The sequence below is a fragment of the Streptomyces sp. NPDC056480 genome, assembly GCF_042795405.1.
In the GTDB taxonomy this organism is placed as follows: Bacteria; Actinomycetota; Actinomycetes; order Streptomycetales; family Streptomycetaceae; genus Streptomyces.
The window spans coordinates 159,171-176,693 of the sequence record NZ_JBHTSA010000004.1; the positions used below are offsets into that span (position 1 = coordinate 159,171).

General features: G+C 74.1%; 13 protein-coding genes and 1 pseudogene. 10 read left to right on the forward strand and 4 right to left on the reverse strand.

All coding sequences use genetic code 11. From position 1 onward, the window contains the following. Positions 1-102: 102 nt before the first annotated feature. Together ACFQ79_RS03965 and ACFQ79_RS03970 are read right to left on the reverse strand one after the other, a co-directional pair. Positions 103-3,144 carry a CHAT domain-containing protein gene (locus ACFQ79_RS03965; RefSeq protein ID WP_383579227.1) on the reverse strand — a complete coding sequence of 1,014 codons (3,042 nt, stop codon included), beginning with the start codon at positions 3,142-3,144 and terminating at the stop codon, positions 103-105. Next, a complete protein-coding gene (locus ACFQ79_RS03970; RefSeq protein WP_383579228.1) occupies positions 3,141-4,520 on the reverse strand; it encodes a hypothetical protein in 1,380 nt (459 codons plus the stop codon). The genes ACFQ79_RS03965 and ACFQ79_RS03970 overlap by 4 nt, the downstream gene beginning before the upstream one ends. A gap of 136 nt (positions 4,521-4,656) precedes the next feature. Here ACFQ79_RS03970 and ACFQ79_RS03975 point away from each other — a divergent pair, with 136 nt between their 5' ends. Together ACFQ79_RS03975 and ACFQ79_RS03980 are read left to right on the forward strand one after the other, a co-directional pair. After that, positions 4,657-5,028, forward strand: a complete 372-nt coding sequence (locus ACFQ79_RS03975; protein WP_383579229.1) for a hypothetical protein — start codon at positions 4,657-4,659, stop codon at positions 5,026-5,028. Positions 5,029-5,030: 2 nt separating this feature from the next. Then, positions 5,031-5,975, forward strand: coding sequence for a hypothetical protein (locus ACFQ79_RS03980; protein ID WP_383579230.1), 945 nt, complete (start codon positions 5,031-5,033; stop codon positions 5,973-5,975). A gap of 342 nt (positions 5,976-6,317) precedes the next feature. Here ACFQ79_RS03980 and ACFQ79_RS03985 read toward each other — a convergent pair whose 3' ends face one another. Beyond that, a complete protein-coding gene (locus tag ACFQ79_RS03985) occupies positions 6,318-7,511 on the reverse strand; it encodes a hypothetical protein (RefSeq protein ID WP_383579231.1) in 1,194 nt (397 codons plus the stop codon). Between the two features lie 260 nt (positions 7,512-7,771). Here ACFQ79_RS03985 and pgm point away from each other — a divergent pair, with 260 nt between their 5' ends. The 6 genes and pseudogenes from pgm to ACFQ79_RS04015 all read left to right on the forward strand — a co-directional run bounded on the left by pgm (position 7,772) and on the right by ACFQ79_RS04015 (position 13,897). Then, entirely contained in the window at positions 7,772-9,412 is a 1,641-nt protein-coding gene (gene pgm / locus ACFQ79_RS03990) for a phosphoglucomutase (alpha-D-glucose-1,6-bisphosphate-dependent) (protein ID WP_383579232.1), read from the forward strand. Between the two features lies 1 nt (position 9,413). Next, positions 9,414-9,977 carry a hypothetical protein gene (locus ACFQ79_RS03995; RefSeq protein ID WP_383579233.1) on the forward strand — a complete coding sequence of 188 codons (564 nt, stop codon included), beginning with the start codon at positions 9,414-9,416 and terminating at the stop codon, positions 9,975-9,977. 53 nt (positions 9,978-10,030) lie between these two features. Beyond that, positions 10,031-10,369 (forward strand): annotated as a pseudogene (locus ACFQ79_RS04000) (STAS domain-containing protein); the annotation flags it as partial. Between the two features lie 162 nt (positions 10,370-10,531). Beyond that, entirely contained in the window at positions 10,532-10,906 is a 375-nt protein-coding gene (locus ACFQ79_RS04005; RefSeq protein WP_383579263.1) for an STAS domain-containing protein, read from the forward strand. Next, positions 10,899-13,340, forward strand: a complete 2,442-nt coding sequence (locus ACFQ79_RS04010) for a hypothetical protein (protein ID WP_383579234.1) — start codon at positions 10,899-10,901, stop codon at positions 13,338-13,340. The genes ACFQ79_RS04005 and ACFQ79_RS04010 overlap by 8 nt, the downstream gene beginning before the upstream one ends. Positions 13,341-13,576: 236 nt before the next feature. Further along, on the forward strand, positions 13,577-13,897 hold the full coding sequence (locus ACFQ79_RS04015) for a hypothetical protein (protein ID WP_383579235.1): 321 nt from the start codon (positions 13,577-13,579) through the stop codon (positions 13,895-13,897). Between the two features lie 175 nt (positions 13,898-14,072). Here ACFQ79_RS04015 and ACFQ79_RS04020 read toward each other — a convergent pair whose 3' ends face one another. Then, positions 14,073-14,708, reverse strand: coding sequence for a TetR/AcrR family transcriptional regulator (locus ACFQ79_RS04020; protein WP_383579236.1), 636 nt, complete (start codon positions 14,706-14,708; stop codon positions 14,073-14,075). Between the two features lie 64 nt (positions 14,709-14,772). Between ACFQ79_RS04020 and ACFQ79_RS04025 the strand changes: the two genes are divergently transcribed. Together ACFQ79_RS04025 and ACFQ79_RS04030 are read left to right on the forward strand one after the other, a co-directional pair. Beyond that, entirely contained in the window at positions 14,773-16,383 is a 1,611-nt protein-coding gene (locus tag ACFQ79_RS04025; protein WP_383579237.1) for an FAD-binding oxidoreductase, read from the forward strand. A gap of 550 nt (positions 16,384-16,933) precedes the next feature. Then, positions 16,934-17,353, forward strand: a complete 420-nt coding sequence (locus ACFQ79_RS04030) for a hypothetical protein (RefSeq protein WP_383579238.1) — start codon at positions 16,934-16,936, stop codon at positions 17,351-17,353. Positions 17,354-17,523: the final 170 nt, after the last annotated feature.

A 17,523-nucleotide genomic window follows, 5' to 3' on the forward strand; every position in this document is an offset into this window, starting at 1 on the left:
CCGCGCGGCGACGCTTCCTGCGGCGTGATCGTCCGCGTGGCGATGCTTCCTCCGGCGTGATCGTCCCCGCCACGTTGGGGGTGACCCCCAAGGAACGACCCCTCAGGCACCTGTGTGCAGGTACGACGCCCAGAGGTACGGGTTGCGGGTGCGGTCGTAGGGGCCGGGGAGGTCCGTACCGTCCCGCAAGCCTCGTACCGCCCGGTGCAGCGCCCACGCGGCCCGGTCCGTGTCGAGGGGAGCGGAGCCGTTGCGCAGGGCCGCGTAGAAGGCGTCGGCGACCGTCGCGGCCGTGGGGTCGTGGATGTCCCACAGCGAGCCGATCACATGGGGAAAGCCGACGAGCTGGAAGGCGGACGCGAGGTGGATGGCCTCGTCCCTGAGACCGCCGCCGACCGTCGCCGAAGCGCTGCCGCACGCCGACAGGTACGCCAGCCGGGCGCTGCTCAGCTCGGCGGGCAGCAGGTCCTGGACGGTCAGGGGGCTGTGCTGATGGTCGTGCAGGAGGAGCCTGCTCTGCGAGGGATCGGTGGTGTCCGTGGTGCCGTGGCAGGCGAAATGGGCGACCGTGATGCCGGGGAGTCTGGAAAGCACCTCGGAGCGGACGGCCGCGCCGTCCGCGGGCGGATCGGTGCCGACCTCCGGGGTGCACAGAAAGGTGACCTCGCTGAAATGGTCCCGAACCCGGGCGACTTCCTCCAGAGCCTGGGAGAGCGGGCCGTCCCCCGGCAGCCCGGGCGTGAGGGGCATGGCCACCAGCAGCGCATGGTGCGCGACGGGCCCGGTCCCCTGCCGCCGGGCCTGCTCGCGGGCGTGGCGCAGCGCGCGCAGCGTGGGGGTGTACGAGCTGATCACACGGTCCAGCACCCGACGGCCCGCCGGACCGGTGCGGTGTCCGGCGGCGTGCAGCGGCAGCATCCCCAGCACTCCGCCCGGCGCCCACCACAGCCGCGGCCACGGCTCGTCGTCACCGGGCTGCTCCGTGTGCCCCAGCGCCGTCAACACGGGTTCGGCCACACCGTCCCACAGCCATTCCAGCACCGTGGCCATGACGTCCTGCGCCGTCGCGAGCACTTCGAAGTCCTCGGTCGTGGCCACCGTGTCCACGGCCTCGCGGAAGGCGGACACCTGTTCCGTGACGGACTCCGGGGTCAGGGCCGCGAGTCGCACGGACGTGATGTCCTCCCGGGTCAGCAGCAGCGCGTCGCTGCGCAGCGCGCTCACGTTCAGCATCACGACGGCGCCCTCGGCGGCCTCGGCGCACGCTTCGTCGAGCGTCGGCGGCTTCCCGAAGCCCCCCAGGCGGGCTTTGACCTGCTGCGTGAGATCGGCGAGCTCCGCGGCACGGCGTCGCTGTTCCCCGGCGGTGCGCGCCCTCCAGCCGGCCTCGGCCGCGATCTCCGAATCCCCCACGGGAGGAAACCCGTCGGGCACCGGGTTCTCGACCTGGTCCCGCACCTCCTTGAAACGCCTGACCAGGTCCGACTCGGTCCGAGAGAGCTCCGCCAGGTCGCCGCGGGTGCCGAGGGCGTGGCCGAGCAGCACCGACCGTCCCGATTCCAGTGCGAGGAAGGCGCGCTCCGCGCGCTGCCGGGCGGTTCCGCGCCGGGCGCCGAGCACGAGAGCCGCCGCCGTGCCGGTCGATCCGCCCAGGCGCGCCACCATGGCCTGGCGGTCCGCCCGGTACGCGTACAAGGAGGCGAGCTGCGGCAGCAGACCGATGGCCGCCTCGGCCAGGTCGGCCGCGCGGTCGGGGTCTTCGGCGGCCAGCATCCGGGCGACGACGAACGCGGCGGTGATCCGGACGTCCGCGTCCGCTCCCTCCTCCTCCCACGCCCTGACGCCCCAGAGGATCGCCTTGGCCCTGTCGTCCGCCGCACCGCCGCGGGCGTGCCGGTCGCTGAGGACCGAGGCCAGGCTCGACGCCGAGGTGCCCGTGGCGGGACGGCCCGCGGGCATCGCGGCCAGGACCGTCTCCAGGTAGCCGGCCGCCCGGTCGAGGTCGGCGGCCGCGGACACGGCCCCGGGGCGTAGGGCCCGCGCGTGGAGGGCGGTTGCCAGTCCGGACAACGACGCGAGCAGGCTCATGCTGCCCGGGTCCGCCGCCTGGACGGCCGCGGTCAGCGCGGCGACCGCCCGGTCCAGATCGGCCGGCAGGCCCTGGGTGTCGTAGCGGCGGTGCAGGGCGGCTCCGAGGCGGTGGAGGGAGACGGTCCGGTCCGCTCCGGCCGCCGCGGCCTGCTCCAGCAGGCCGATGCCGGTCTCGAGGAAGTCCGGCTGCCCGGTGCGCTGGTGGAAGTCGCACATGGCTCCGCCCAGATCGCTCGCGCGATCGGGACGGTCGGGATGGTCGGGCGGGGTCACCGTGAAGGCGGTGTACGCGTACCCGAGGGCGGCCTCCAGGTCCGCTCGCTCCTCCGTACGGCCGTAGCGCAGCCGCAGCGCCCAGGAGAGCCGCGCCAGACGCTCCGCGTGCTCGGCGCCGCCGCCCGGTTGGTGGCCCACGGCCTGCGCGAGCCGTTCGATGGCGCTGTCCATGTCCTGGACGCTGCCCGTGCACTCGTAGCGCGTCAGCAGGGCGGTGCCGAGGCCGAAGAGCAGCCGCCCGTGCTCCGGGCTGCCGACGGGGCAGTGCGCCGAGGCCGATTCGTAGGCGGCCACGGAGGCCGCGGCGTCCTCCGCGTCGCCGCTCCTGAAGGCGCGCGACTCCAGCAGGCTGCCGAGTGAGATCTTCAGCTCGGTGCGTTCGGACTCGTCCTTCACCGGGCGGAGCAGTGCCTCCTCACAGCGTGCGATGGCGTCGTTCAGATCGCTCAGGTCGCGGTGGGCCTGGTAGCGGCGGCGCAGGGCGGAACTCAGGAGCGTGAGGCGGCCGGCGAGTCCGGGGTCGTCGGGGGCGGAGAGGCGGACGGACTCTTCCAGGAGGGCCACGGCCTCGTCGAAGTCGTCCGGCCGTCGGGTTGCGCCGGGCAGGGCCGGTCCGCCGGGTCCGCCGGGTCCGCCGGGTCCGCCGGGTCCGCCGGGTCCGCCGGGCGCGTCCGGCGCGTCGGCTCCCCTCGCTCCTCCGGGCCTGCCGGGCCTGCCGGGCCCGTCCGGCGCGTCGTCGTCCGCGGGCGTGCTCTGCCGGGAGCGGTCGTCCCTCACGACACCCCGTTCGTCTCCGTGTTGCCCTCCGGAGGCACAGGAGCGCCGGAGAGACCCCGTGCGGCGAGGGCGGTGCCGAGGAGCGAGAGCATGTCGGCCCGTTTCGGGTGGTCGGGTTCCGCCGTGGCCAGCGCGGCCCGGTAGTAGGAGATGGCCATCTCCAGCCAATGGGCCGCCTCCGGACCGTCGTCGGCCTGGCTGCGCAGCCGGCACAGTCCGCCCAGCCCCATGAGGGTGCTCGCAGGATCGTCGGACTCCTGCCCCGGTACAGGCCCGGGCACGGGCGGCATCTTCTCGGTCATGCGCCGCAGGATGTCCCGTGCGTCGTCCGCGCGGTCCAGCTCTGCCTGGGCCTCGGCCCGCAGGGCGGCGTACCCCTCCCGGTCCGCGTGGCCTTCTGGGGTGTGGCCGATGGCCAGGTCGTACTGAGCCACGGCCTCGCCCAGGTCGGCGGTGCGGTGCGTCCGCGCGGCCAGGTCACGGAGCGCCGCACCCAGGCCCGCGTGGATCTTGCCCCGTTCGGGGTGGTCCGGCGGTGCGATCCGGTCGGCGGTGCGCAGGCAGGCCAGGGCATCGGTGAGGTCCGAGGGGTCGGCGGCCGCGGCGAACCGTTCCCGTAGCGCGCCGGCCAGCAGGACCAGGAACGTGGGCGAGTCGGGTGACAGGGCCGCCGCTCGGCGGGTCTTCACGATGGCCTCGTCCAGGTCGCTACGCGTCTCGCGGAGGCGGTACCGGGTCAGCAGGACCTGACCCAGGTTGGCGAGGTCGCTCGGTCCGGGGGTCGCGCCGTCGCGGGCCGCGACAGCGGCCGTGAGCAGTTCGATCGCGGAGTCCAGGTCCGTGACGTCGGCGCCGGAGCCGGCGCGCACGGCGCGGGTGTTCAGCGCGCCCGCCAGGTTGGACAGCCGCCAGGCGCGGGCGGGGGAATCGGCCGGGGTGTCGTCGAGGATGCGCTGCCACAGCGTCACCGTGTGGTCGAGCAGTCCGGGCTCGTCGAGGGCCAGGGCGCGTCGCAGCTGGTCGACGGCCACGGGCTCGGCGCCGTTGGCGAGGTAGGGGAGCAGAGGCCCGGGCAGCGGGGTGACGCCGTTCTCGTAGCAGTTGATGAGGAGTTCGAGGGCGCGACGGATCCGGGGCTCGCGGGCCCCGGCCGGGTCGAGGTGCGACCTGTACCAGGTCATCCACCCGAGGACGAGGCCCACGGTCAGATCGGCGTAGTCGTTCTCGTCGAGCCAGGACTCCAGCCTGGCCACGTTCTCTTCGGTCTCCGGTCGGAGCAGCCCCGACAGATCGTCGGTCTCTTCGATCACGCGCAGTTCGCCCATCACCGCGGAAAGGAGTTCCTCCCGCAGCCCGTCCTTCGATTCCCCGTGCATGCCACCCCGCCCTGATGGATACAACGTACAGACACAGCAATGGACTTGCCCCATAATCTCACCATAAAACGAATGCCGTACACAGGTGCCGTACACAGGGGGTAAAGTGCCGCAATCCGCCACTGTCCGCCATGCGATGACCAAGGCCGCGACAACTGCCGTGTGCGAGCGGGGCGAGCGCTACCGGCCGTTCCTGGTCTCCCGGGTCGGCAACGCGGACCCGCTCGACCGCGCGCTCGACGCCCTGCGCACCGGAGCGGACCCGGTGGCCGCGCTCGACGAACTGGACGCCGCGCTCCAGGCATCAGGAGACCCCCAGGGCCTCTACGGCGCCCTGCGTGGGGTCCGCGATCCCTCCACGGCGACCGGGATCGAGTCCTCGGTGCCGGGGGAGTCGCTCTATCTCTGCCCCACGGAGCGCTGCTCCCGCTACTGGCTCCCCGACGGCCCGGGCCCGGCGCCGCAGTGCGCCCTCTCCGAGGCGCCGCTACGGCGCAGGAAGCTGTAGCGATGCTGACGGCCTTCGCGTCGGAACTGGGGAAGAAGCTGGCCGAACGCTGGTTCTCCCTCCTGGTGCTGCCCGGCGCGCTCTACCTGGCCGTGGCCGCTGCGGCCCGAGAGCTGGGCCACGGTCACGCCCTGGACCTGCACCGGCTGGTGTCCTGGCTCGACTCCCTGGCCAAGTCGAAGGCGGCGGACGGCGTCGGCGGGGCGACCGTGCTCGTCCTCGGTCTGCTCGCGGGCGCTGCCGTGGCCGGCATGGCCGCCCAGGGACTGGGCACCGTGCTCGAACGCCTCGCACTGGCGGCGGAGTGGCGAAGACTGCCCGCATGGCCGCGCCGCTGGGTCACCGGACGCGTCGACGGCCGCAGGGAGGAGTGGAAGACCGCGGCCCGGGAATGGCACCGCCTCCGGCAGGCGGCGGCAGCGGCCGCCGTGGCCGGCCAGCCGCACGACCCCGAACCCCGACTGAAGGCGCTCCGGTCCATGCGAGGCGTCGCCGAGGAGTATCCGGACCGACCCACCTGGAGCGGCGACCGGCTGAACGCGTCGGCCGTCCGCCTGGAACGCGACCTGGGGCTCGACATCGCCGTGTGCTGGCCCTACCTGTGGCTGCTGGTCCCCGACGGCGAACGCGCCCAGCTCACCACCGTACGCAGCGATCTCGCCCGGGCCACGACGCTCGGCGGCTGGGCCCTGCTGTACCTGCCGCTCCTCGTGTGGTGGTGGCCCGCCCTGCCGCTCGCGGCGGGCCTCGCGATCACCGCACGGCGCCGTACCCGCGCTGCTTCGGACGCCTGGGCACGGGCGCTTGAGGCCACCTGCCGGCTCCACCTCCGCGAGGTGGCGGACTGCCTGGGGATCGACACCACCGCGAGAACCGCCCCGTACGCCCTCGGGCAGGAGGTCACCCGCTTCCTGGAAGGATCCCCGCCCCCGCCGCCGGTGCCCTGACGCGCCGCCCCTGCGTGGGAACGGCGCTGTCCGCCCGGTGGACTGGTCGGGTCCGTTTGGGTCCGGGCTGGTCGGGTCCGTCCGGGTCCGGGCCGGGCGGCCGCGCCGCCCTCGCGGGCGCGGCCGCCCGAGCGCTCCCGAACGCGGCCGTACCGCGGACCTGACCGCCGCCGTCCTGCGGACCTGACCGCCGTCGCACCGCGGACCTGACCGCCGTCGTACCGCGGACCTGACCGCCGTCGTACCGCGGACCTGACCGCGCCGGAGACGAGCCTGCCGTCCCCGCCCGATCCGCGGCGCTCCTCCCTCGTACGTCTCACGGCCTGTGCGGTCGCCTACGTCTCACGGCCCGTGCGGTCGCTGCTGGACCTCCGTCTCCGGCTCTTGGGGGTTCGGGCCCCGGAAGCGGCCGAGTGTCTTCGTCAGGGCCTTCCAGGGGGAGGCGTCGTCCTTGGCCGTCGTCGGTGATGCCGCCCGAGGAGTGCCGTCGCCGCTGTTCGCCTCGGCGAGGGCGTCGAGCGCCGACTCGGCGGCCTCCCGGTACAGGTCGCAGGACGCCGTCATGGCTTCGAGTGCCTTGGCGTACCGGGTGACCATGGCCCGTGCGTGGGCCAGTTCCTCGTCGGCGGTGAGCAGGTGCCAGCCTTCGCGCAGCCGGGTCAGGACCTGCTCGGCTTCGGCCGGCATCGGCTGGGGCAGAGAGGCGAACTCCTTGATCTTGTCCAGGAGTCTGGTGGGTTCCGTGCCGTCCAGAAAGACATTGGGTACGGTGAAGCGCTCCGCGTCGTAGGCGACGGCCTGCGGTGTCGGGGGCAGGATCACGGCGCCGCCGCGCGGTATCCCCACCCCCAGCTCACGCTTCATCACGAAGTCGGCGATCAGCGCCTGATCCGGCGTGGCCCGGTGCTCGACCACCCGGTGCCGCAGGCTCGGCGGCAGGAACGCCGTGATCGGCCGGCGCCCCAGGGCGTCCGGCGTCATCGCCTCGTGCACCACGACATGGATGCACCAGCTCTGCCGGGTGCAGGCCCGCAGCAGGCGGCGCAACTCGTCGTCGTCCTTCGGCAGGCGGTTCGCCGACCGCAGGCGCACGTCCGGCACCGTCTCGTGGTCCCAGGCGACATGGTCGCTGTCGGGCCAGAACACGGTGGCCGGCGAGGGCCAGCTCGCCTCCCACGCCCGCTCGGCCTCGGCGGCGAGGACCCAGGGGACACCCTCGCTCTTCGCACGGCGGGACTCGGGCTCGTAGGTGGTCAGCTGGGCGCGCACCGTGAGGCCGTCGGCCACGCGCCAGCGGGCCTCGAAGAGGCGGCGGGCGGACGGGCCGGGGTCGGCGGACGCGTCCCGCGGGTACAGATCGGTGGAACGCGCCGCCTCGACGGGGTCGAGGTCCAGGAAGTCGTCGATCACCCGGGCCGCCTTGAGAGCGAGCAGGTTGCGCCGGACGTCCCGCTCGGGCTCGGGCCCGAGGTGACGCCCACGCCCGAGCCAGGCGGTGTCGGGGACAGTGGTCGATGAGGTGCTGTTCTTGGCCATGGAACCGTTCGGTGGGCGATCAGGACCCGACCAGTATGGTTCCGCAGTCCGAGCGAGGGAAGCGGTACCCCGTCCGCGCCGTCACGGCTCGAATGCCAGGTCGACGGGCAGGCCGATCGAGCCGCTGGCGTCGCGGGACGGAGTTCCGCCGTCCACGTCCGAGCGGCAGGCCGCTGTCGGTGGGAATCGTGTGACACGGCGGGCCGGCAGGGGAGAATGAGGGCCGCGCACAACGGTCTACCCTTGTGGAGGAGCGGGAGATGCAGCACGAGCGAGCAGGGCAGGTCGCCGGGCCCGAAGACCTGATCGACGTGGCCCGCCTGGTCACGGCGTACTACGCACTGCGCCCCGACCCGGCCGAACCGGGGCAGCGGGTGGCGTTCGGCACCTCGGGACATCGCGGCTCATCCCTCGCCGCGGCGTTCAACGAGGACCACATCGCCGCCACCAGCCAAGCCATCTGCGAGTACCGCGACACGCGGGGCACCGACGGTCCCCTCTTCCTCGGCGCCGACACCCACGCCCTGTCCGAGCCCGCCCGGATCACAGCGCTGGAGGTGTTCGCGGCCAACGACGTGAACGTCCTCATCGACGCGGCCGACGGCTACACGCCCACCCCGGCGGTGTCGCTCGCCATCCTCACCCACAACCGGAACCGCACCTCGGGTCTCGCCGACGGCGTCGTGGTCACCCCCTCGCACAACCCGCCCGCCGACGGCGGCTTCAAGTACAACCCGCCGAGCGGCGGGCCGGCCGGTTCCCAGGCGACCTCCTGGATCCAGGACCGGGCCAACGAGATCATCGCCGGCGGCCTGAAGGACGTACGGCGCATCCCGTACAGCCGCGCGCTGACCGCACCCGGCACCGGCCGCCACGACTTCCTCGGAACCTACGTCGCTGACCTGCCGAACGTGCTGGACCTGGAGGCGATCCGGGCCGCCGGGGTGCGCATCGGCGCCGATCCGCTGGGCGGCGCCTCGGTCGCCTACTGGGGCCGCATCGCCGAGCAGCACGCGCTCGACCTGACGGTGGTCAACCCGCTGACCGATCCCACCTGGCGCTTCATGACGCTCGACTGGGACGGCAGGATCCGCATGGACTGCTCCTCGCCGTACGCCATGGCCTCGCTCATCGGGCAGCGCGACCGCTACGACATCGCCACCGGCAACGACGCGGACGCCGACCGGCACGGCATCGTCACGCCGGACGCGGGCCTGATGAACCCCAACCACTATCTGGCCGTGGCGATCTCGTACCTGTTCTCACACCGGGAGCAGTGGCCCGCGGGCGCCGGGATCGGCAAGACCCTGGTGTCGTCGAGCATGATCGACCGGGTCGCGGCGGACGTCGGCCGTCGACTGGTCGAAGTCCCCGTCGGATTCAAGTGGTTCGTGGACGGACTGTCCGACGGCACGCTCGGCTTCGGCGGAGAGGAGTCGGCGGGGGCATCCTTCCTGCGCCGTGACGGCTCGGTGTGGACGACCGACAAGGACGGCATCGTCCTGGCCCTGCTCGCCTCGGAGATCACGGCGGTCACGGGCAAGACCCCGTCACAGCACTACGCCCGGCTCACCGACCGCTTCGGCGCCCCGGCCTACGCACGCGTCGACGCCCCCGCCTCCCGCGAGGAGAAGGCGCTGCTCGCCAAGCTGTCCCCGGGCCAGGTCACCGCGGACACCCTCGCCGGCGACCCGGTCACCACGGTCCTCACCGAGGCGCCCGGCAACGGCGCAGCGCTCGGCGGCATCAAGGTCGCCACCGCCAACGCCTGGTTCGCTGCCCGGCCTTCGGGCACCGAGGACGTCTACAAGATCTACGGGGAGTCCTTCCTCGGACAGGACCATCTGCGCCAGGTCCAGGAGGAGGCCAGGTCCGTCGTCCTTGCGGCGCTGGGCGCCTGACATGGACGAGGCAGTGATGACGGCTCTCGTCGCCGCGGGGGCCGCGATCGCCGGAGGCGCGCTGACGGGGGTGTTCACCCTCGCCGCCGCCAAGCGCCAGGCCGCGGCCGCCTGGGCGGCGGGGGAGCGGCAGGCGGCCGCCGCCTGGGAGGCCGGCCGGCAACAGGCGGCCGCCGCCTGGGACGCGGGCCGACTCCAGGCCACCGCCCAGCTCGACGTGGCCCACCGGACGCTCACCGAACAGACGCTGGCGAACCAGCGGGCGGTGCGACGGGCGGCGTACGTGACGTACCTGAGCCGCGCCGACAGCGCCCGACTGGCCTCGACCGCCTGGCAGAGCGCCATCGGAACGGCGGACGAGTCGCCACGGCGGCAGGAGTACGACGCTGCCCTGGACGCGGTGGGGGAGGCCCTCAACGTCATACGCCTGGAAGGCCCGAACTCCGTGACGACGGCGGCGGAGACGCTGCGGAACTCCCTCGCCGCCGCTGCCTCCGGAACCCGACACCCCGTGGCACAGGAGGCGTTCCTGGACGCGGCCCGCACCGCGCTCACGCCTGAGTAGCCCGCAGGGCCGATAAGATCCGAAGCGCCGGAGACGAAGGGGGCCTGGTGCAGCTGGAGTTGTCGTACGAGGACCAGCCCGACGGCATCACTGTCGTGCGGGTCGCCGACGACGGCCGGGGAGGCGCGCTCGACTCCGGCACTGCAAGTGAACTGAGGCCGCTGCTGGCACGGTTGGCCGACGAGGGGCGGCTGATCGTGGTCGTCGACCTCAGCGGGGTGGACGCCGTCGACGCCAGCGGCCTGGGCGTGCTGGTCGGTGGCCTGAAGCGGGTGCACTTCGAAGGGGGAACGCTCTCGCTGGTCGTCACCGGCGAACGCGTGCGCGCCGCATTGTCCAAGACCCGCCTGACCAGGGTCTTCCGCATCCATGACACCGTGGCGAGCGCGGTCGGCACGCTGCGCCGGGACTACGCGGAACAGAGCGTCGAGCAGAGACGCGCGGCCATCGAGGAACGGGCCCGCGAGCGACGCGCGGCGACGGAGGCGGCCCGCGAGCGACGCGCGGCCCGGGAGGAGGCGGCCCGCGAGCGAGGCCCACTCGAGCGGGGCGTCATCCCGTCAGGGGACCACACGTACGAGCACCTGACCGAGGACATCACCCTGGTCAGTATCGGGTACGACGAGTTGGACGGATTCGCGGTGCCGCCCACGCGTCAGCTGCTCGCCGACCTGGTGAACCACGGCAGGTTCTACCTGGTGGTGGACCTGACGGCCCTCGACTACCTCAGCTCCACCGGTCTGGGCGTGCTTGTCAGTGTCCTGAAGCGGACCCGCGCCCACGACGGCGGGCTGGCGCTGGTCCTGCAGAAGCGGACCGTCCTGAAGATCTTCCGGGTGACGGGGCTGATCAACGCGTTCTCCATCTTCGACACCGTGGATCGAGCCGTCGAGCACCTCGGCCGAAGCGTGTCCAGGACGCATGTCTGACAGCCGGGCCCGACACCGCACCGCCGCCCAATGGGAACCCGTACGCCTGGGAGTTCACCCCGCGCCGGGGCCGGACGAGACCGTCGACCCGCCGTTGACGGAGTACCTCCCGCGCCCGCATGACGAGACCCTGCGGCAGCGGCTGGCCCGCACGGCGGCGACGAACGACGCGGCGTTCGTCCTGCTGGTGGGCCGTTCCGCGAGCGGCAAGACCCGTGCCGTGTACGAGGCGGTGGCAGCCGTCCTGCCCGACTGGCCCGTGGTGCACCCGGCCGACGCGGACGAACTGGCCGCGTGGATCGAGGCGTCGCACATCGACCCGCGCACCGTACTGTGGCTCGACGAGACCCAGCGCTATCTGAACGGCGCCCCGGGTGAGCGGGCCGCCAAGGCGCTTGGCCGACTGCTCGACCGGGTCGCACCGCTCGCCGTCGTGGGCACCATGTGGCCGGAACACCTGAGGCGACTGACGGCGAACCGAAGGGACGGCGGGGATGATTCCCCGCACACCAGGGCGTTGTTGACAGGTCGCCACGCGATGATCACGGTGCCGGACACGCTGTCCGGTGATTCCCCGGCCGTCGCCGCGGCAGCGGCCCGTGACCCGCGCCTGGCCGCAGCCGTACGGGCCGCGGGACCCGGCAATCGTGTGCTGCAACACCTCACCGGCGGACCGGAGTTGGTACGCCGCTGGGAGATGGGTCCCGACCAGTGGTTCACCGCGCCCGAGCACGCCGTGCTGACGGCGGCCGTCGAAGCGCGCAGGCTCGGCCACACGAACGCCGTGCCGGCCCGACTGCTGAAGGAGGCCGCGGCGGGATTCATGGACTCGAACGCCCGCGCGACCGCGGGCAAGGAGTGGTTCCCGGCGGCCATCAGCGCGCTGACCACCGCGGCGGGCGGTCCGGTGCCGCTGATCGCGGAACGGCACGCGCGGGACGTCGGCGACCCCGACAGCTACCGCCCGGACGACTACCTCGAGCAGCACATCCGCCGGGTCAGAGCGCATCGGGCACCGCCGGCCGGATTCTGGACCGGGGCGGCCCATGCCAGGACCGCCGACGACCTCTACGCCCTCGGAAGCGCCGCCGAGCAGCGGCGCCGCTACGGCTGCGCCGCCGAGCTGTACGAGAGCGCCGTCGAGCAGGGCCACAGCCGGGCCCGGGCCGTCTTGGCCGTACTGCGGGAGACCGTCGACGGGCGGGCCGCCGCCGAGGAGACGGCTGCGTCGGACCCCCTTGCCTGGGCGGCCCTCGCCGTAAGGCGGGAGTTCGACGGGGACGGCTCGGCCGCCTACGACGCCTACCGGCGTGCGGCCGAGGCCGGCGATGCGTGGGCCTGGTCGGCCATGGCCCGGATCCACGAGGAGGAGGGGGACCCGGCCGCCGCGGACGCCGTCGCTGCCCAGGCGGCGGCTGCGGGGCAGGCGCTGGCCTGGCGGACGCTCGGCCGGATGCGCGCGGCCCACGGCCCGGCGGCGGCCGAGGCGTTCGAGCAGGCGGTGGGGGTCGGCGACGGGTGGGGGCACCTGGGCCTCGCGCAGGTCGCCCAACGGGCCGGCGACCTCGCCGGGGCGGTCGAGCACGCCACCCGGGCGGCCGACGCGGGCGTCTCCGCGGCCTGGGCGCGTCTGGTGCGGCTGCACTGGTCGCTCGGTGACCCTACGGCGGCCGTGGTGGCGGCCACCGGCGGCGCGGACGTGGGAGATCCCGAGGCTTGGTCGCTGCTCGCTCGACTGCGACACGCTGCCGGTGACGTGTCGGGGGCGGCCGCCGCCCATCGTGAAGCGGCCGCCCTGGGCGCCGGCGCGGCCTGGCGCGAACTGGCCCTGCTCGCCGATGCGGACGGCGACGGCGTCGCCGCGGAGGAGGCCGCCGCGCAGGCGGCCCGCACCGGCGACCCGGAGGCCTGGACCGCGCTGGCCGAGGCCCGTGCGGAGCGCGGCCGTGCCGCGGGGGCGGCCCACGCCGCGGCGGAGGCGGCCCGCGCCGGTGACGTGGAGGCCTGGATCACGCTGGCGCGTGGCCGGGAATGCTCCGGGGACGCCGAGGGCGCGGAGCGTGCCGCCGACCTGGCCGCAGACCGAGGCTCCCCCGCGGCATGGGCCGCGCTGTCCCGCATGCGGGAGCGAGTGGGGGACCGGGACGGATCTCGGCGAGCCGTGCTCCGGGCCGAGGCTCTCGGCGCCTCCGACGCCTGGACCGCTCTGGGGCGCGTACATGAGGAGCGGGGTGACACGGCCGCCGCCGAACGCGCCTACCTCCGCGGCTGCAAGGCCGGGGACACGGAGGCGCACGCCGCCCTTGGCGCCCTGCTCCTGACACAGGGACGGTCGCAGGAGGCCTGCGACGCCTACCGGTCGGCCGTGGACGCGGGACTCCCCGACGCCTGGGAAGGCTTCCTGTCGGCGTTGGCGACCCAGTGCCCCGCGTGACTTCGGAGCAGACGGCGGCTCGGCTGCGCACGACGGGACTGCCGGCGGAGGGGTGAGGGTCCGTAGGACCTTTGGGCCTGCGGGCCTCTGGGCCTCTGGCCTCTTTGGGACTCTGGACTCTTGGCCAGGGCAGAGTGCTGTCGCCGGCCGGAAGGCGGCCCGCTCGGGCAACCCACCGGAGCGCCTCGACGTCCCCCTTGATGACGGACGGCCGTCGATCACACAGGAGAGCACACGTGGCGAAGAAGGACCGGACGACGGACGCGGCGGGAGAGAAGGACCGCGAGAAGTGGATGGCGCGTTTCCAGGTACGGCTCGCCATGCAGCCGGGCGTGGACCGGGAGGTCGTGCTCCGGGCGGTCAAGGAGGTGACGACGCACTGCGCGGAGACGGGTGAGCACCCGCGGGCCGCCTTCGGCGACCCGGACGCCTACGCCGTACGGACCGCCGAACGTTTGGTTCCGGAGGAGCGGGCGGCGCGCGCGAGGCGGCGCGACGGTGCGGTGTCCGCGCTCGACTCGGCGATCCAGCGGGCCAGGGACGTCACCGGCATGTGACCGGTGGGTCATTCGGTCGTCGGGCTCACGGAAGACCGTCCTTGCGGTCCGCCGGCCGTCTGGTCCGCGGGCCGTCTGACCCGCCAGCCGTTTGGTCCCCCGCCTGTCTGGTCCCCCGGCCGTCTGGTCCCCGGCTACCTGGTCAGCCGGTCTTCCCCCCCGTCCGGAACTCCGGTCAGCTCGGGGGCGCGGGGTCGACCGCGAGTGCGGCCGCGACGGTGAAGAGGCGGGCGCAGCGCCGGGTCATGGCCTCCGGGGTCTCCTCGGGATGCGTGACCCACCATCGGACGAGGGTGCCGACCAGGTCCGTCCAGACGTGGCGGAGCGCGTCGGCGTCCATGGGGTCGGTGGATCCGGCGGCGCGCAGCAGTTCGGTGGTGCCGTCGGCCGCGAGCGCGTCGATGGCCGCCCAGTAGACCGCCGCCGCCCGGGCGGCCTCACCGCCGGGCGGCAGGGAGCGGTCGTAGAGGACGAACCACGCCTCCCGGCGGCCCTCCAGCGCGACGAAGATGCCGCGGAGCACCCGCAGGGGCGTGTGCGGGGTCGTCCCCTCCTCTCCCATGGCGGTGCGGATCGTGTCGAGCAGGATGTCCCCGACGGGCGTCAGGCAGGCGACGTACAGGTCCTCCTTGGTGCCGAAGTACTGGTGCAGCAGCGTCTTGGTGACCCCGACGCGCTCCGCGACGGCGGCCAGGGAGGCGGCGGCGTAGCCGCGGCTTCCGAACTCCTCCGTGGCTGCTTCCAGCATCTGCTGGCGGCGCAGGTGCCGTGGGACGCCCTTGGTGCCGGCCTTCGAACGAGGGGTTGCCATGCGCGGATATTATCAGTAAGTAATTTACCCCTTGGTAAATTCACTCGCGGCCTCTGGAGCGCCCATGTCCGGCACGACGACGCAGCCGATCCCGTCCACCCCCCTCCGGTCCTGGTGGGGCTGGGGGTGGGAGAGCGCCCACCCCGACGACGCCGAGTGCGCGGCGATGGGCGCGCTGCTGCCCGGAACCCTGGCCCGCCCGCTTCCCGTACCCCGCATCGCCGATCTGGGCATCGGGGCACCCGCCGTCCAGCCCCCTGCGAGCCTGGCGCGGCTGATCAGCACCGATCCGGGCGACCGCGCTGCCCATGCGATGGGCAAGGCGTACCGGGACATCGCGCGCGCCCTGCGCGGCCGTCCGGGCCGGATCCCCGACCTGGTCGCCTTCCCGACGGAGGAGCGGGAGGTGGCCGACCTCCTCGACTGGGCCGGCGAACACCGGATCGCCGTCGTGCCCTTCGGCGGCGGGTCGTCGGTGGTGGGCGGGGTCGAGTACCGGGGCGACCGCCATCGCGCGGTGCTCTCCCTCGACCTGACCAGGATGGACCGGGTGCTGGAGGTCGACTCGGAAGGCAGGGCCGCCCGCATCCAGGCGGGGACGCTCGGACCGAGCCTGGAGAACCAGCTGCGTCCGCACGGCCTGACGCTCCGGCACTTCCCGCAGAGCTTCGAGTTCTCCACCCTCGGCGGCTGGCTCGCGACCAGGGCCGGCGGCCACTACGCCACCGGCCGCACCCACATCGACGACTTCGTCCAGTCGCTGCGGGTGGTCACCCCGGCCGGCACCGCGGAGTCGTGGCGGCTCCCCGCCTCGGGCGCGGGTCCCTCGCCGGACCGGATGTTCCTCGGCTCGGAGGGCGCGCTCGGCATCATCACCGAGGCGTGGGTACGGCTCCAGGCCCGCCCGGTCCACAAGGCGTCCGCCTCGCTCGCCTTCGACGACTTCGGCGCCGCGCTGGGGGCGGTCCGCGCCCTCGCGCAGTCCGACCTCGCCCCCGCCAACTGCCGGCTGCTCGACTCCGGCGAGGCCGCGCTGGCCGGTGCCGCGCGGGACGGCTCGGCCGTCCTCGTCCTGGGCTTCGAGTCCGCCGACGCCCCGGTCGACGCCCGGCTCGCGCAGGCCGTCGACCTGGCCCGCTCCCACGGGGGCCGACGCGAGCCGTCCGAGGCCGGTACGGACGGCGCCCCCGCCGACGGGGCGGTGAACGCGTGGCGGTCGGCGTTCCTGCGGATGCCCTATCTGCGGGACGGCCTGGCGCGGATGGGCGCCGTCGCGGAGACCTTCGAGACGGCGGCCACCTGGGACCGTGTCCCCGCCCTCGTCGAAGACGTCCGCAGCACCGTCAACGAAGCGGCGATCAAGATCTCGGGCCACCCGGCCACCGTCAACTGCCGTCTCACGCACGTTTATCCGGACGGTGCGGCGCCCTACTTCACCGTGCTCGCCGCGGGCCGCCCGGGGGACGAGGTCGCCTTCTGGGACGAGCTGAAGGCGGTGGTGGGCGAGGTGCTCCACCGCCACCGGGCCACCATCACCCACCATCACGCCGTCGGCCGCGACCACCGGCCGGGCTACGACCGCCAGCGGCCCGAGCCCTTCGCGCTCGCGCTGCGCGCCGCCAAGGGCGCCCTCGACCCGCACGGCATCCTCAACCCGGGAGTGCTGGTGGACTGAGCCGGGGGTGATGGTGGACTGAGGCGGGAGTGCTCGTGGACTGAGGCGGTGTGCGGCCAGCCGGTGGCCGTCTCGTCCTGGTACATGCTCGGGTGCGCGCAGGTCACCGCGGGCCCGGGCCGCCGCGCCGGGTGGGGAGCGGCGGCTCGCTGGAGCCGACCTGGTCGTCTTCGACGACCGCTCCTCGACGGTGACGTGAGACTGCCGGGCAAGGCCCTCGGGGGGATCTCCGCCACCCTCCTCCAGGGCGCCGCGCCCCGGGCCGCGTCCGCGCGGGGCCGCCGGAGTCGCCCCCCCGCCGGCTGTCAGGGACCGTCGACGGCTACCTTCGGCCGCGGGGGAGAGCGCGGGAGAGTGCGGAGGGAGCGGGGGGAGATCGCGGGAGAGTGCGGAGGGAGCGCGGCGAGCGCGGGAGAGAGCGCGGAGGGAGCGCGGTGAGCGGCTGCGGGGCGTCCGCCGCCGGCGGACTCGACCAGGCGGGGCCGCCGCCTCCACCTCCGCTGCCGCCACGGCGAGGCACGGGCGGCCGGATGGAGGGACAATGGCTTCGATGATGACCGTGCTGATCGCAGGCCTGCCCGAGGGCGCCGAGTTGGAATCGGTGCGCGCCCGCGTCCACTCCAGCCCGCACTTCCGCATCGTCGCCCACGCCTACGAGCCCCGCGTCGCCCTGGCCCAGGCCCGTGTGCTGCTGCCCGACATCGCGGTGATCACCCGCCACCTGCCCCACCCCGAGGCCGATCTCGCCCGCTACCGTCTGCTGCGGGAGCTGCGTGCCCTGGATCCGCCCACCGGGATCATCCTCCGCAGGGACGCCGGGGAGCCGGATGGGCCGTTGGGCCCGGGCGCCGAACCCCTGGACGGAGCGATCCACGAGGTTCGCCGCGGGGAGGCCGACGCCCTCTGGGCGGCCCTGGTCACGATCGGCCGGCGCCGCGCCACCTGCGACACCGACCCGACGGGGCTCTGACCGACCCGACGGGGCTCTGCCCCCGACCCGACAGAGCTCTGGCCCCGAGCGGCGGGGGGGGGGGCCGGCCGGCCCCCGCCCGCCGGGGGGGCGGGGCAGTACCCGGGGGCGTACCGGGGATTGGGTGGTGAACAGATGTGAAAAAAAACCGGGGGGGGGCCGGCCCCCCC

Coding starts and splice junctions, on each gene's coding strand:
- ACFQ79_RS03970 (WP_383579228.1), bottom strand. CDS start 4,520: ATGCACGGGGAATCGAAGGACGGGCTGCGGGAGGAACTCCTTTCCGCG.
- ACFQ79_RS03975 (WP_383579229.1), top strand. CDS start 4,657: ATGACCAAGGCCGCGACAACTGCCGTGTGCGAGCGGGGCGAGCGCTAC.
- ACFQ79_RS03980 (WP_383579230.1), top strand. CDS start 5,031: ATGCTGACGGCCTTCGCGTCGGAACTGGGGAAGAAGCTGGCCGAACGC.
- ACFQ79_RS03985 (WP_383579231.1), bottom strand. CDS start 7,511: ATGGCCAAGAACAGCACCTCATCGACCACTGTCCCCGACACCGCCTGG.
- pgm (WP_383579232.1), top strand. CDS start 7,772: ATGCAGCACGAGCGAGCAGGGCAGGTCGCCGGGCCCGAAGACCTGATC.
- ACFQ79_RS03995 (WP_383579233.1), top strand. CDS start 9,414: ATGGACGAGGCAGTGATGACGGCTCTCGTCGCCGCGGGGGCCGCGATC.
- ACFQ79_RS04010 (WP_383579234.1), top strand. CDS start 10,899: ATGTCTGACAGCCGGGCCCGACACCGCACCGCCGCCCAATGGGAACCC.
- ACFQ79_RS04020 (WP_383579236.1), bottom strand. CDS start 14,708: ATGGCAACCCCTCGTTCGAAGGCCGGCACCAAGGGCGTCCCACGGCAC.
- ACFQ79_RS04025 (WP_383579237.1), top strand. CDS start 14,773: ATGTCCGGCACGACGACGCAGCCGATCCCGTCCACCCCCCTCCGGTCC.
- ACFQ79_RS04030 (WP_383579238.1), top strand. CDS start 16,934: ATGATGACCGTGCTGATCGCAGGCCTGCCCGAGGGCGCCGAGTTGGAA.